This window comes from Paraburkholderia sediminicola, from assembly GCF_046027825.1.
Taxonomy (GTDB): Bacteria; Pseudomonadota; Gammaproteobacteria; order Burkholderiales; family Burkholderiaceae; genus Paraburkholderia; species Paraburkholderia sediminicola_D.
The window spans coordinates 51,084-63,922 of sequence record NZ_JAQQDU010000034.1 but is presented as its reverse complement, the minus strand read 5'-3'; the positions used below and the strand labels follow the sequence as shown (position 1 = coordinate 63,922).

At 61.9% G+C, this 12,839-nt stretch carries 13 protein-coding genes; 3 read left to right on the top strand and 10 right to left on the bottom strand.

Features of this window, described 5'->3' with window-relative positions; genetic code table 11:
• Positions 1 to 7 precede the first annotated feature (7 nt).
• From PQQ96_RS19770 to PQQ96_RS19750, 5 genes are all read right to left on the bottom strand, one after another.
• Positions 8 to 1,354: a 2-hydroxycarboxylate transporter family protein gene (locus PQQ96_RS19770; protein ID WP_408295329.1), complete on the bottom strand. Its 1,347-nt coding sequence runs from the start codon at positions 1,352 to 1,354 to the stop codon at positions 8 to 10.
• Positions 1,355 to 1,757: 403 nt separating this feature from the next.
• A complete protein-coding gene (glnQ, locus tag PQQ96_RS19765; protein WP_408295326.1) occupies positions 1,758 to 2,486 on the bottom strand; it encodes a glutamine ABC transporter ATP-binding protein GlnQ in 729 nt (242 codons plus the stop codon).
• Positions 2,483 to 3,139, bottom strand: a complete 657-nt coding sequence (gene glnP / locus PQQ96_RS19760) for a glutamine ABC transporter permease GlnP (protein WP_408295323.1) — start codon at positions 3,137 to 3,139, stop codon at positions 2,483 to 2,485. The genes glnQ and glnP overlap by 4 nt, the downstream gene beginning before the upstream one ends.
• 64 nt (positions 3,140 to 3,203) lie before the next feature.
• On the bottom strand, positions 3,204 to 3,956 hold the full coding sequence (gene glnH, locus PQQ96_RS19755; protein WP_408295320.1) for a glutamine ABC transporter substrate-binding protein GlnH: 753 nt from the start codon (positions 3,954 to 3,956) through the stop codon (positions 3,204 to 3,206).
• A 268-nt stretch (positions 3,957 to 4,224) separates the two neighbouring features.
• Complete coding sequence (locus PQQ96_RS19750; protein ID WP_408295317.1) at positions 4,225 to 5,208, bottom strand: aldo/keto reductase; 984 nt, start codon at positions 5,206 to 5,208, stop codon at positions 4,225 to 4,227.
• Positions 5,209 to 5,329: 121 nt separating this feature from the next.
• Here PQQ96_RS19750 and PQQ96_RS19745 point away from each other — a divergent pair, with 121 nt between their 5' ends.
• Positions 5,330 to 6,253, top strand: a complete 924-nt coding sequence (locus tag PQQ96_RS19745; RefSeq protein ID WP_408295314.1) for a LysR family transcriptional regulator — start codon at positions 5,330 to 5,332, stop codon at positions 6,251 to 6,253.
• A gap of 47 nt (positions 6,254 to 6,300) precedes the next feature.
• Here the strand turns inward: PQQ96_RS19745 and PQQ96_RS19740 are convergent, their stop codons facing one another.
• Positions 6,301 to 6,972 carry a Vgb family protein gene (locus PQQ96_RS19740; protein WP_408295311.1) on the bottom strand — a complete coding sequence of 224 codons (672 nt, stop codon included), beginning with the start codon at positions 6,970 to 6,972 and terminating at the stop codon, positions 6,301 to 6,303.
• A gap of 13 nt (positions 6,973 to 6,985) precedes the next feature.
• On the bottom strand, positions 6,986 to 8,203 hold the full coding sequence (locus PQQ96_RS19735; protein ID WP_408295309.1) for a winged helix-turn-helix domain-containing protein: 1,218 nt from the start codon (positions 8,201 to 8,203) through the stop codon (positions 6,986 to 6,988).
• A 130-nt stretch (positions 8,204 to 8,333) separates the two neighbouring features.
• Here PQQ96_RS19735 and PQQ96_RS19730 point away from each other — a divergent pair, with 130 nt between their 5' ends.
• Entirely contained in the window at positions 8,334 to 9,101 is a 768-nt protein-coding gene (locus tag PQQ96_RS19730) for a DUF899 domain-containing protein (protein ID WP_408295306.1), read from the top strand.
• Between the two features lie 41 nt (positions 9,102 to 9,142).
• Entirely contained in the window at positions 9,143 to 9,961 is an 819-nt protein-coding gene (locus PQQ96_RS19725) for a DUF2182 domain-containing protein (RefSeq protein ID WP_408295303.1), read from the top strand.
• 137 nt (positions 9,962 to 10,098) lie between these two features.
• On the opposite strand, the gene PQQ96_RS19720 is transcribed toward PQQ96_RS19725, so the two are convergent.
• The 3 genes from PQQ96_RS19720 to PQQ96_RS19710 all read right to left on the bottom strand — a co-directional run bounded on the left by PQQ96_RS19720 (position 10,099) and on the right by PQQ96_RS19710 (position 12,791).
• Positions 10,099 to 11,103 carry a sterol desaturase family protein gene (locus tag PQQ96_RS19720; protein ID WP_408295300.1) on the bottom strand — a complete coding sequence of 335 codons (1,005 nt, stop codon included), beginning with the start codon at positions 11,101 to 11,103 and terminating at the stop codon, positions 10,099 to 10,101.
• A 47-nt stretch (positions 11,104 to 11,150) separates the two neighbouring features.
• Positions 11,151 to 12,161 carry a YVTN family beta-propeller repeat protein gene (locus PQQ96_RS19715; protein WP_408295297.1) on the bottom strand — a complete coding sequence of 337 codons (1,011 nt, stop codon included), beginning with the start codon at positions 12,159 to 12,161 and terminating at the stop codon, positions 11,151 to 11,153.
• Positions 12,162 to 12,455: 294 nt separating this feature from the next.
• Positions 12,456 to 12,791 (bottom strand): TFIIB-type zinc ribbon-containing protein, encoded by a 336-nt coding sequence (locus PQQ96_RS19710; protein WP_408295294.1) that lies wholly within the window; start codon positions 12,789 to 12,791, stop codon positions 12,456 to 12,458.
• Positions 12,792 to 12,839: the final 48 nt, after the last annotated feature.

Sequence of the window (12,839 nt, the reverse complement as noted above, 5' to 3'; positions counted from 1 at the left end):
GTACTGGCTAGACAATGCGCGACAGCACAATCAGCACGGTTGTCACGGTAATCGCCCCGCCGATCCGGGTCGCGATCTGGGCGAACGGCATCAGCGTCATGCGATTGGCCGCTGTCAGAATGGCGACGTCGCCCGTGCCGCCCTGGCCGCTGTGGCAGGCGTTCACAATGGCCGTGTCAATCGGATACATCTTCATCCAGTACCCCACCAAAGCACCGATCGACATCAGGGTGGCAACGGTTGACACGATGGTGACGAGGGTCGGCAGGGTGAAGGAGGCAATCAGCTTGTCCCATGGCGTCAGCGACACGCCAATGGCGAACAGCAGCGGGTAGGTGACGGCAGTGGAGAAAAACTTGTAGACAACGTAAGCGCCGTCCTGCAACTGCGGAGATACGGCCTGCGTCAGTTTCAGGATCACCGCGATGAACAGCATCGCGACCGGCGCCGGCAGGCCGAACAGTCGCTGGCACAAGAGCCCGACTACGTAGAGCGTCAGCGCGGTGATACCCGCCGCGGCGATATGGATCACATCCATATGTCCGGAGATTTCCTGCTGGGCGGGGTCCATCTCGCCGTGCTCGCCAGGCTGCAAGCGCCCTTCGCCGGTGAAACGAGGGTATCGCTTGCCAACGAAGTTCAACGTGCCAGCGAAAATGATCGCCGCCAGGCTACCGAGCATGACCGGGGGCAGAACGGTGGCAAACAGGACACCCGGGTCCTGATGCAGGATCCCGGCGTATCCGACGGTCAGCGGAATGGCGCCTTCGCCGACGCCCCCCGCCATGATCGGCACGACGATAAAAAAGAACGTGTGATAGGCGCCCAGGCCCAACGCCGTACCGACGGCTGTTCCGACAGCGCCGGCCACGATCGAGCCGACACCGAGCGGCACGAAGATCTTGAGGAAGCCCTTGATCAGAACCTGGCGGTCCATGCTCAGAATGCTGCCCACAATAATCGAGGCAATAAACAGGTAAAGAAAATTGGTGGACTTGGTGAATTCGATGGTGACCTTCACGATCTGTGCAGGCAGCAACTTGTAATACACCAGCGCGGACGGAATAAAGGTCGCGAAGATGGCGGCGGCGCCGATCGCGCGGATGACCGGAATGCGCTTACCAATCTCGGCCAGCGTGAAGCCGAAGAACGCAAACATCACGATCACGAGCGAGATCTCGTTCGGCAACTTGTCGATATAGACCAGAATGCCGATGAGTATGCCGGCAACCACGTAGATCGGCAGCGGAATGATGCCGATGCGAGTTTCCATCAGCCTCCACCATCCTTGGGGCCAGAAGGCCTGTTTCTTCGCCTGATCTGGCGGGAGAGGTGTGGAAGCCGCTGTCTTCATGGAAGTCTCCTGAGCGGATAGCCGGCTGCCTGCCACCGTCACACCGAGCCTTGTCGACGTGCGTGGTGAATGTGCTGCGCCGGCATCGCTGATTCAGCGCGCTATCGACTTTATGGAGTGCCAAAGACATTCGTCATGGTTACCGTGGCGGCTAGACGAGTTGTCCGCAGTGTGGCTGAAGTCTGCGTTTAATTAGTGTCGTGCGCGAAGCAGGTTTAAGCGTAGCATCGTGCGCCTGGCCGGGATACCGTGCATACCCCTAGCGGTCGAATTCAGCCTTTGCTGACATCGCCGGATCCCTGGCGGAAAGACATCGGGTCGGAACACGCCAGGTTGAAACATGCCTCTCGCCGGAATCAGGCCGCGTTAGCGATCTGATTCCGGGATCCCAAGCGTGCACCGCCTACGTCACATGCTTCAAGAAGTCTCTCAAGCGCTGCGTAGGCGGGTTATCGATTAGTGCCGCCGGTTCGCCATCTTCCGCAACGCCGCCGTTGTCCATAAACAGCAAGCGTGTACCCACCCGCTTTGCGAAGCCAATCTCGTGCGTCACGACGATCATCGTCATGCCTTCCGTCGCGAGATCTTGCATGACCTTGAGGACTTCGTGACGAAGCTCGGGATCGAGCGCGGACGTCGGCTCGTCGAACAGCATCAGCTTCGGCTTGATCGCCAACGCACGGGCGATGGCAACCCGCTGCTGTTGTCCACCGGATAACTCAGACGGATAGTGGTTGGCCCGCGATTCGAGACCGACTTTGTCGAGTAGCGCCATTGCCTGATCACGCGCTTCGGCACGCGATGCGTCGCGTACCTGAATGGGACCGAACATGACGTTTTCGAGCGCGGTCATCTGCGGAAACAGGTTGAACTGCTGAAACACCATCCCGGCTTCGAGGCGAATGCTGCGTATGTCAGACGTATTGCCTTTGACGCTCAAACCATCGACGAGCAATTCGCCGTCGCTAATTTTTTCGAGCGCATTGATGCAACGAAGCAGGGTGGATTTGCCCGAGCCCGAGGGCCCGACAATCACCACCACCTCGCCGTTCTCGATACGAAGATCGATGTCCTTGAGCACGGGCACGTGGCCGAAGCTCTTCGAGACGCTCTGGAATTCGACCATGCTCATAGTATGCGCATCCTTCTTTCAACGAGACGCAACGACAGTGTCATCACACCGGTGAGGACCAGATAAATCACCGCGACAGCAGACCAGACTTCAACCGCCCGAAAATTCCCGGCAATGATTTCCTGTCCTTGGCGGGTCAGTTCTCCCACACCGATGACGATGAACAGCGACGTATCCTTCAGGCTCACGATGCACTGATTGCCCAGTGGCGGAATCAGTCGGCGGAACGCCAACGGCCCGACGATTTTCAGCAGCACGCGCGGCATCGACAATCCCATTGCGAGGCCGGCTTCCATCAAGCCCTTCGGAATGGACAGCAAGGCGCCGCGTACGACCTCGGCAAGGTAGGCGCCCGAGTTCACCGTGATCGCGATAATGGCGGCAGTAAGCCCGTCGATCCTGATGTGCGCGAGCAGTGGCAGCGCGAAGTAAAGGAACATCACCTGAACCACAATCGGCGTGCCGCGAATGAGCTCAATGTAGACCTGCGCCATGACGTTCAGCACAAGGGGGCCGTACGCGCGGAACGTGCCGGCTACGACGCCGACGACGAAGCCGCCGACCAGTCCCACGAACGCAATGAACACTGTCAATTTCACGCCGGCCATCAAGTCTGGAAGCGCAGTCCAGATAACTGACCAATCGAATTCCACACACCGCTCCTGGTTGAGTCGTCTCGCGCGCAGCGGATCTCGCTGCGCGTCCTGCTGATAACGATTACGACTTGGGCGGTTCCGAACCGAACCACTTCTTGTACAGCGTCGCGTAGCGGCCGTCGGCTTTCATCTTGACCAGCTCTTCGTTGACCCTGGTGACCAGCGGGCTCCCCTTCGGGAAGCCGATGCCGTATTTGTCACCGCTGACCGGCGTGCCGGCAACCTTCACCAGGCCTTTGCCCGCGGTGTTGACGAAATACTGCACGTTCGGCGTGTCGTGCATGGCGGCGTCCACCCGCCCCGCCTCCAGCGCGAGGTAGGCCTGGTCGATATTCGGGAACTGGCGGATTTCCTTGGGCTTCAGATGCGCCTTGATCCAGTCGATGGTGGCCGTGCCGGTCTTGGCCGCGATGACTTTACCGTTCAGGTCGTCGATCGATTTGATGCTGGTGTTCCCGGTTTGCACCATCGCGGCGAGCCCGCTGTCGTAGTACGGGTCCGAGAAGTCGATCGCCTTCTTGCGTTCTTCCTTGATCGTCATGCCGGAGAGCGCGACGTCGATGTTCTGCGTTTGCAGAGCCGGGATCAGCCCGGCGAAATCCATCGGCTGAATCGTGTATTTCCAGCCCTGATCCTTCGCGATTTCCGCCCACAGGTCGAGATCGAAGCCGACGTACTTGTCGCCCTGCTTGAATTCGAAGGGCATGAACGAGGTGTCGGTGCCGACGATGAGTTCTTTGTTCTCGGCGTGGGCAACGGTCGTGCCGAGCATGGCGACAGCAACCATAGACATGAGGAAGGATCGACGTCCCATAACTTCTCCGCGGTGGTGGGCAATGCCCCTGACAGGGTCAAGGGACGGCTGACGGACACCGGGCGGCGTCGCAACATGCGATGCACAACCCGCCTATATGGCAACATGTGTTGTCAAGGCGGATACTACGACAACAAAAAGTTTGGCAACAGCTATTTTCGTTGATGGAAACAATGAATCGACAACATTTGTTGTTTTTCGTTTGCGATGTCGATCCAGGCGTTGCGCGAAATCGGCTGTCAGGCGGCGTGCAGGCACGCCGGGCCCATTAGCGATCCACGCGCTGCTGCAGGTGGGCCGGGTACCGCTCGCCGACTACCTTGATCGCTCGCAGGGCAGCTTCGATGGCGGACAGGTCGTCAGCCGACAGTTCGACGGCGGCCGCGCCGACGTTCTCTGTCAGTCGATGTAGCTTGGTGGTACCCGGAATTGGCACGATCCACGGCTTCTGCGCCAGCAACCAGGCAAGCGCGATCTGTGCGCGGGTCACGCCTTTGCCGTCGGCGATCCGGCCCAGCACCTCGATGAGGCTCGCATTGACCTTGCGGTTTTCTTCCGAGAAGCGCGGCACGATATTGCGGAAATCGGTTTTGTCGAACGTGGTGTTCGCGTCGATGGCGCCGGTGAGGAAACCCTTGCCGAGCGGGCTGAACGGCACGAAGCCGATGCCCAGTTCCTCCAGGGTCGGGAGCACCGTTTCCTCCGGCTCACGCCACCACATCGAATACTCACTTTGCAGTGCCGTCACGGGTTGCACGGCGTGGGCACGACGAATCGACTTCTCGCCCGCTTCGGAGAGACCGAAGTGCTTGACCTTGCCCTGCTGAATCAATTCCTTGACGGTGCCGGCGACGTCTTCGATTGGCACGTTCGGGTCGACGCGATGTTGGTAGAGCAGGTCGATGCGATCGGTCTTCAGGCGCTTCAACGCGGCGTCGACGAAGGCACGAATGCGCTCGGGCCGGCTGTCCAGGCCCTGGCTCACGTCGCCCTCCTTGAAACCGAACTTGGTGGCGATCACCACTTGATCGCGAAACGGCGCCAGCGCTTCGCCGACGAGTTCCTCGTTAAAAAACGGCCCATAGGCTTCAGCGGTATCGAAGAAGGTCACGCCCTGCTCGAAAGCGGCGCGGATCAGTTTGATGCCCTCGGATTTTTCAGTCGCGGGGCCATAGCCATAGCTCAAGCCCATGCAGCCGAGGCCGATTGCCGAGACCCCGAGACCGCTGCTTCCCAGTTTGCGATGTTGCATGTTCCGGCTCCTTTCGTCGGTTGTCGATGGATGCCATCGATTGATGCCAACGATCTTATGCTGTTGTGAATGGCTCAACAATCTGGCTAGAATTGCACAGGGTATTGAGGAAAATTCATCTATGGCGCGCGCTGGTCTGTCCGAATTAACCGCCTTCGTTGCCATCGCCGACCACCGAAGCTTTCGCGCGGCGGCGCGTATGCTGGGCGTTTCGCCGTCGGCGCTGAGTCATTCAATGCGGGGTCTGGAGGCTCGGCTGGCCGTGCGGCTGTTTAACCGCACGACGCGATCCGTCGCGCTCACGGAGGCGGGTGAGCAGCTCCTGCGGCGGGTGCGCCCCGCCATTGCGGATCTGGAAGAGGCGGTGAATCAGGTGGCGTCGGAGCACGACCGGCCGTCGGGCTCGATCCGGATCAGTGCGTCGGAGGCGTCAGCGAGACCGCTGATCCGCCATGTTCTTCCTGGCTTCCTGGCTGCGTATCCCGACATCCATGTCGAGTTCGTGGTGGACACGCGGCTCGTGGATATCGTGGCCGATGGTTTCGACGCGGGTATCCGCGTCTATGACGACGTGCCGCGCGATATGATCGCCGTCCGGTTCGGGGCCGACATGCGTTTCGCCGCGGTGGCATCGCCGGACTACCTTGCACACCATGAGCCGCCTAAAGCGCCGCACGACCTGATGCAGCACCGGTGCATCCGCTTCCGCTTCGATAGCGGTGCGCTTTACCGGTGGGATCTCGAACATCGAGGCAAGAGCGCCAATGTTGATGTGGCTGGGCCGATGACGCTCGGCAATCTCAATCTGATGATCGAGGCTGCCCTGGCCGGTATCGGTATTGCCTGGGTGCCGGAAGATCATGTGGTGGAGCATCTGGCGTCGGGCCGGCTGGTCCATTTGCTGCCTGAATGGAGTCCGACCTTTCCTGGCCTGTGCCTCTATTACCCCGCGAACCGTCATCCGCCGACCGCACTCAGACTGTTCGCGCAATCGGTGCGCGACTGGGCAAGCACGCGCCAAGCGGACCGGGATGCGCCAGGGTGATCGCCCGGGATCCTTGATTTCTATTTCGTTATGACGGCCCGTTTCCCTTACTTGCTCGCGGACTCGACGGGAAGCTCGGCATCTCGCGCGGGTCGGCGTACCGCTCGCACTTTCCCGCTGCCTCCGCCGCCGCAGAAGAACTGATCGGCACCATCGGATTCAAGCCCCGACACGAATACACCCGGCGGCATCTCGAGGCTCTCCAGGACCTCTCCCGTTTGAGGATCGATGCGCCGCAACTCGCTCGCGTCATCTTCCCAGGTGCCGTGCCAGAGTTCGCCATCGTTCCAGGTGACCCCGGTGACGAAGCGGTTGGATTCGATCGTGCGAAGAATCGCCCCTGTTTGGGGATCGACCTGAAGAATCTTGCGGTCGCGATAGCGTCCCACCCAGAGCGACCCTTCGGCCCACGCGAGTCCCGAGTTACCGTCGCCGCCCCCCGGCGCCGGGATCGTGGCGAGCACGCTGCCAGAAGTCGGATCGATCTTCTGGATGTGATCGCCTGCGATCTGAAACAGGTGCTGGCCGTCGAAGGCCGTTCCCGCCCGCGCGGCGACATCGATCGAGCGCAGCGTTTCTCCGCTCGCCGGATCGAAGGCGTTCAGCTTGTCGCCGGTCGCAATCCAGACGTGCTGGCCGTCATAGGTGACGCCAGCCACCTGGTCGACGCCTGGAAAGGGTCCATATTCACGCACGATGTTGGCGGCTGATTTTTTCATGTTTCCATCCTAATCACTCGGTTAGTGGAGCGGGGAGTAACAAAGTCGTCGTGAATCCAGGCATGGGTGGGGTCATCCAGCGTCGCGCCCGCCCGCGACCGAACGACTGCACCTTGCCGGCTGCCGCCAGCGAGTCGAGTGCCCGCTGCATGGTGCGCTGGCTGGCGTCCAGCGCAATCGCGAGCGCCGAGCTCGACCACGACTCACCGTCGGCGAGGAAGGCGAGCACCATCGCATGCGGTTCTTCGACCGGCCGCGCGAGCACGACGACCTCGCGCGCGCCGTGCGGCACCACCTTGAAGCCTCGCTTCGTCGCGCTCACGCCAGCCAGCGGCCCCAGCAACGCGCGAAGCCGCCCGACTTCGACGCGCAGCCGCGCGCGATGCGATTCATCGGCGTGCTTCGTCCGAAAGGCCCGCGCGATGAGCGCGTCCCTCGACACGTCTTCGGGCCACGCTTCGGCCAGTGCGCGTGCGAGCGCGAACAACACCGGACGCCTCGCAAGCGGGACCACGATGTTGGTTTCCCGTACGACATAACGGCACGCGTCCACGACGAGCGCCTTCGACGCCAGCAACGCCTCGACCTCCTCGAGCAGAAGGGGCCGCTCCGCGCCATGCGCAATCAGACGCGCCGCGGGTGTGTTCAGGAGCAGGCGTGCGCTTTCGACCTCCGCCATCAGCGACGGGATTCCTGCGAGGCGCGCGGCGCGCCCAGCCTGCGCGAGCGCAGCGTGCGCGGTTTTCGTCTGGAGCCGGCGCATCGCGATCCCCGCGACGACCAGTTCGTGGGCGGCTCTTTGCGCGGGTGGGAAAGGTGCGGGGTCGAGTTGGGCGAGCAAGCGTTCGGCCTCGTCGAGGCGCCCGATCAGGAGGAGGCGCCGGACTTCGAGATACCGCGCATGCGCGGCGTTGAGCCGGTCGCCGTGCGCTTCGAGCGTCGCCCGCGCAGCGTCGAGCGACTTCGCGGGCCAGCCCAGATCGCGCGAGGCAAGCGCGATTTCGGCCTCGGCAACGATACACCTCGCGCGGGCCACAGGCTGTTTCGGCCCGAAGGCGCGCGCGGCACTTCGCACGAGCGCTTTCGCCCGAACGAGATCGCCGAGTTGCGCCATCGCGATGCCCCGGAGGGCGAGCGCAGGGGCGTCGTCGCGCAAGGCGACCCGGTTCAGCGCGCCGAGCGGGTCCCCCGCCGCGAGCGCCCGTGCTGCGGCCGTCACTAGCGAGTCCATGGTCGATTCGAATCCCGCCACATTTGTCACTCCCACCGTTCGGGTGCCGGTGACTAATCTAGCACGACCACCAACCCGTTCGTCGCATCGACAAATGAACGAACGACGAAGGACTCCCAAGGAGGGAAACATGACTACGACACATACGACCGGGACGCGTGAAGAATGGCTGGCGGCGCGAATCGAGTTGCTCAAGGCGGAGAAGGCGCTTACGCGGCAGGGCGACGCGCTGGCGCAGCAGCGGCAGGCCTTGCCCTGGGTGCGAATCGACAAGACGTACCGGTTCGAAACTGAGGCGGGAAGCGCCTCGCTGCCAGATCTCTTCAAAGGACGCTCACAGCTCCTCGTGTACCACTTCATGTTCGGGCCCGACTACCAGGCGGGGTGCCCGTCGTGCTCGTCGATCGCGGATGGGTTCGACGGCATCGTCGTGCATCTGGCGAATCATGACGTCACGCTTACGGCGGTGTCGCGCGCGCCGCTCGAGAAGCTCTTGACGTACCGGCGCCGGATGGGATGGACGTTTCCCTGGGCGTCCTCGTACGGAAGCGATTTCAACTTCGACTTCAACATCGCATTCACCGAGGCGCAGCAGCGTGAAGGGAGCATCGAATACAACTACGAGCGCGGCGGCCACGCGATGGACGAGGCACAGGTCCCGGAGCCCGTCGTCCAGTTCGCGGCCACATGCGGAACGGACCCGGCGACATACACACGCGACCGGCCGGGCTTGAGCGCGTTCGTCCTTGAGGACGGTGTTGTCTATCACACCTATTCCACCTATGCGCGTGGCGTGGACGGCATCTGGGGCATGTACCAGTGGCTGGATCGCGCGCCGAAGGGGCGCAACGAGACGGGCGTCTGGTGGAAGCGCAACGACGAGTACGAGACGCGCTGAGCCCGGTCATGGGTCACGTTAGCGCAACGGGGGGCCGGGACATGTCAGGACGCTTGATTGACGCGCGAGTTTCCCAGCGGCTTTTCTTCGGTGTCTCGGCACTGCTCTTCAGCGTCAGCGCGGCGGTGACGGTCGTCGGTGGCGCGTCCATGTCGGCGATGGGTGAGATGCCGATGCCCGGCGGCTGGACGATGTCGATGGCGTGGATGCGGATGTGCGGACAGACGTGGCCTGGCGTCGCGGCGTCGTTCCTCGGCATGTGGGTGGTGATGATGGTCGCGATGATGCTGCCCTCTCTCGTCCCCCTGCTGTGGCGCTACCGCGAGGCCGTCGGCGGCACGGGCGAGGCGCGGCTGGGCTGGCTGACGGTGCTAGTGGGCGCGGGGTACTTCTTCGTGTGGGCCGCGTTCGGCATGGCCGTTTTTCCGCTGGGCGCTGCGCTGGCCGCGCTCGAGATGGAACTGCCGGCGCTGGCGCGCGCCGTTCCGCTCACGACCGGTGTGATTGTGTTGATCGCCGGGGCGTTGCAGTTCACTGCGTGGAAGGCACGCCGCCTTGCCTGTTGCCGCTGCGAGGCGCCGGGGCGCTGCCGTGAGTTGTCCGCGTTGCCCGCGGACGCCGCCACGGCATGGCGGCACGGCCTGCGCCTCGGCCTTCACTGCAACGCCTGCTGTGCCGGTCTGACGATGATCCTTCTCGTTGCCGGGGTCATGGATTTGCGTGTGATGGCTGCCGTGACGGCGGCGATTACCGTCGAACGTCTCGCACCGCGTGGTGAGCGCATGGCGCGCGTCATTGGGGGCGGTATCGCCGGCGCAGGGGTGTTGCTGATGGTGCGAGCGGTGGTGGGGCTTGGGTGAAGCGCCCATCATCGCTAGTCGCACACCGCTCGTTATCGCTGGATGGCTTTCGCGGTAGCAGCCGGGGCCTCAGCCGCGATCTGCGACGTGACAAGCGGGCCGCGGTGAGAACCGCGCCCGCTTCATGACGATGACGATCAGTCCGTCACACCGCCGTAATTGCGTTGTCCCCGCAGACGCGTGGCGATGCGACCGAACGCGCGCCATTGCTGGGCGATCAAACCATCGCCATAGGAGCGCCCTGCGCCGTGCGGCGCGGGCAACTGGTCACGAATGCCGGTCGGCTCGACGGTACGGTCCCACGACACGGTCCTGAACATCATGTCCCACCACGGAAACAGCACGCCGAAGTTACAGCCGTAGCGCGTGCCTTCATGGCCGTAGCCAACCGCATGATGGCGCCGATGGAAAATCGGGCTCACGATCACGCGTTCGAGCAGCCATCCATATGGCAAGCGCGCGTTCACGTGCTGCACGCTTTGCATGAAGTTGCCGACCGCTACCAGCACGACGAACTGCGTCGGCTGCACGCCGATGAACAGCGAAATCGCGGCGAAGAAGGCGGCCTGAATGATGTCGTCGACAAAGTGATTGCGGTCGTCGGCCCACAACGACATCTGCTGCTGGCTATGGTGCACCGCGTGCAGTTCCCACCACACCCCGAAGCGGTGCTGCCAGCGGTGATACCAGTACCCGAAGAAATCGAGCACGATCAGATAGATGAGGAACGACACCACCGGCTGATCGGTGACGCCCGGCCACAGTCCGTCGATATCGATGTTCGGCACGTTGTAGATTGCCATCAGGCTCTGCCAGTGATCGAACAGCGGCTGCAGCATGAAGAAGAACGCGATATTGATGATGCCGAGCTTGGCAATCCACGTGTAGATCACATCGGCTCGCAGCGCCTTGCGATCGGACCACGCCTCGATGGGCCGCAGCGCTTCCAGCGGCCGCAAGGCGATGTACGTGATCAGGATTTCCAGCACACCGATGATCACCCAGTAGAGTGCGTCGTAGGTGTCCTCGTCGTATCCCATCAGGCCGAAGCGATAGAAAAACGGCTGCACGACGTCGACGTACAGGAGTGTCTGCAACGTCGAGATGCCATTGTCGAGTTGGGCGAGGATTTCGTGGATCATCGGAAGCCTCGTGAAATTGCGGGTTCTGTCATAAAACGAAAGCCTGTTCAGTCTGGATTGGGCGCATACACGGGTGCGCGGTTGGCAAAATACAAACCGTGCGGTGAGCGTCCGACCGCGATCGTGTCGACAAGTTTCTGTGTCGTCAGATCAATGATGCCGACATGCCGCGAAAAGCGGAATGTGACCCACAGGTAGCGGCGATCGGCGGACAGTTCCATGTCGTCCGGGCCGGGCACGAGTCCGGTGATGTCGCCAGTCTTCGTCAGCGTGTTGTAATCGAGAATGCTGATCGTGCTTTCCACGCGATTCGTGACCGCCACGTGGTGGCCGTCGTCGAGATTGCGGAAGTTGTGCGCGCCGCGTCCCGTCTGGATTTTCTTCACGACTTGCTGTTTGTGCCAGTCGACCACGGCGACGTCGTTTTCGCCCGTCATGCCGATCAACAGATAGCGGTCGCCCGGCGTCATCCAGAGGCCGGCGGGGGTATTGCCGACATGCAGTTTCCAGAGCACCGCCTGCGTCGCCAGATCGATCGCGGCCACTTCGCCCGTGTCTTGCAGCGTGACGAACACGGTCTTGCTATCGGACGAGAACGTCATGTGGCTCGGCGTCTTCGAGAGCGGGACACGTTTGGCGAGCGTCATGTTCTGGCCGTCGTAGTGGTACACGTCGACGCGATCCAGCCGCAGGCCTGCCGTCACGAACCATTTGTGATCGGGCGAGAAACCGAGCTGATAAGGGTCTTCAATATCCTCGACCGTGCGTTGCACCTTACCGGTGTGCGGATCGAGAAACATCAGGTTGTTCGAGATCGAATCCGCCACAATGAGCGAGTGACCGTCGGGTGTAATCATCAGGTGATGCGGTTCCTTACCGGTCGGCTCCGTGCCGATGACCTTGTGCGTAGCGGGATCGATCAGCGTCAGTTGGGCTTCGCCGGAGTCGAGCACGATCACGTTGTCGGCGGCCTGCGCCGGCATCCCGATGGTGAGCGCGCAATAAGTCAGCGCGGTAAGCGCGCCGGTTTTTTTAATCGAAACGAAAGAAATTGGCATCTGAACGAGAGACGGGCAGGGAAAACAATTTGGGGAGGCATCAAGGCGGCGTGCGCAAGGAGATTCAGCGCACGTAGGCCGCGCTCAAACCGTTAATGCTGTATTACTGCGGCTGTATTAATACACTAACGCACCAGATCGTTCAGACGATGACACGCGACGCTTTGTTATTTGTATGAAGGGTTCGGCGACGCTGAGGCCTTCTCAGCGCGAAAAAGCGAAAGGGCGCGGCTGATAACAGCGCGCGCCCTTGATTTGATACTAGCTGCGTGGTTCCTGTACTCGCGGACACGTTCAGTCGAAATCAAACATGTCGAAAAGCGAACGCTTCTTCTTTTGACCCCGATAATCCGTGCGGTGATTGTCGTAAGTTCGGTTGTTGTCATGCGTGCGGTTGTTGTCGTACGCATGGTCGCGATACCGATCCCTGTCCCTATCCGGGTGGTCGTTCCGGCTCAAGCGTGCGTTAGCGCTCGCCGACGTGTTCTCGCTCCCGGCGTCCTGCGCAATCAGCTTGTCGAGTTCGCCGCGATCGAGCCAGACGCCCCGGCAGGCCGGGCAGTAGTCGATTTCGACCGAGCGGCGCTCGGTCATCAGCAGGTCAGTGGTCGTGCAAACGGGGCATTTCATTGCGTTGCTCCTCAAGGGTAAAGGGACATCGAACGCTCAACGTGGCGA

What these genes read in the sequence shown, in the direction of transcription:
- PQQ96_RS19715 (WP_408295297.1), bottom strand. Translation starts at nt 12,161, where the DNA reads ATGCCAATTTCTTTCGTTTCGATTAAAAAAACCGGCGCGCTTACCGCG.
- PQQ96_RS19720 (WP_408295300.1), bottom strand. Translation starts at nt 11,103, where the DNA reads ATGATCCACGAAATCCTCGCCCAACTCGACAATGGCATCTCGACGTTG.
- PQQ96_RS19750 (WP_408295317.1), bottom strand. Translation starts at nt 5,208, where the DNA reads ATGCAACATCGCAAACTGGGAAGCAGCGGTCTCGGGGTCTCGGCAATC.
- glnQ (WP_408295326.1), bottom strand. Translation starts at nt 2,486, where the DNA reads ATGAGCATGGTCGAATTCCAGAGCGTCTCGAAGAGCTTCGGCCACGTG.
- PQQ96_RS19745 (WP_408295314.1), top strand. Translation starts at nt 5,330, where the DNA reads ATGGCGCGCGCTGGTCTGTCCGAATTAACCGCCTTCGTTGCCATCGCC.
- PQQ96_RS19725 (WP_408295303.1), top strand. Translation starts at nt 9,143, where the DNA reads ATGTCAGGACGCTTGATTGACGCGCGAGTTTCCCAGCGGCTTTTCTTC.
- glnH (WP_408295320.1), bottom strand. Translation starts at nt 3,956, where the DNA reads ATGGGACGTCGATCCTTCCTCATGTCTATGGTTGCTGTCGCCATGCTC.
- PQQ96_RS19740 (WP_408295311.1), bottom strand. Translation starts at nt 6,972, where the DNA reads ATGAAAAAATCAGCCGCCAACATCGTGCGTGAATATGGACCCTTTCCA.
- PQQ96_RS19770 (WP_408295329.1), bottom strand. Translation starts at nt 1,354, where the DNA reads ATGAAGACAGCGGCTTCCACACCTCTCCCGCCAGATCAGGCGAAGAAA.
- PQQ96_RS19730 (WP_408295306.1), top strand. Translation starts at nt 8,334, where the DNA reads ATGACTACGACACATACGACCGGGACGCGTGAAGAATGGCTGGCGGCG.
- PQQ96_RS19710 (WP_408295294.1), bottom strand. Translation starts at nt 12,791, where the DNA reads ATGAAATGCCCCGTTTGCACGACCACTGACCTGCTGATGACCGAGCGC.
- PQQ96_RS19735 (WP_408295309.1), bottom strand. Translation starts at nt 8,203, where the DNA reads ATGGACTCGCTAGTGACGGCCGCAGCACGGGCGCTCGCGGCGGGGGAC.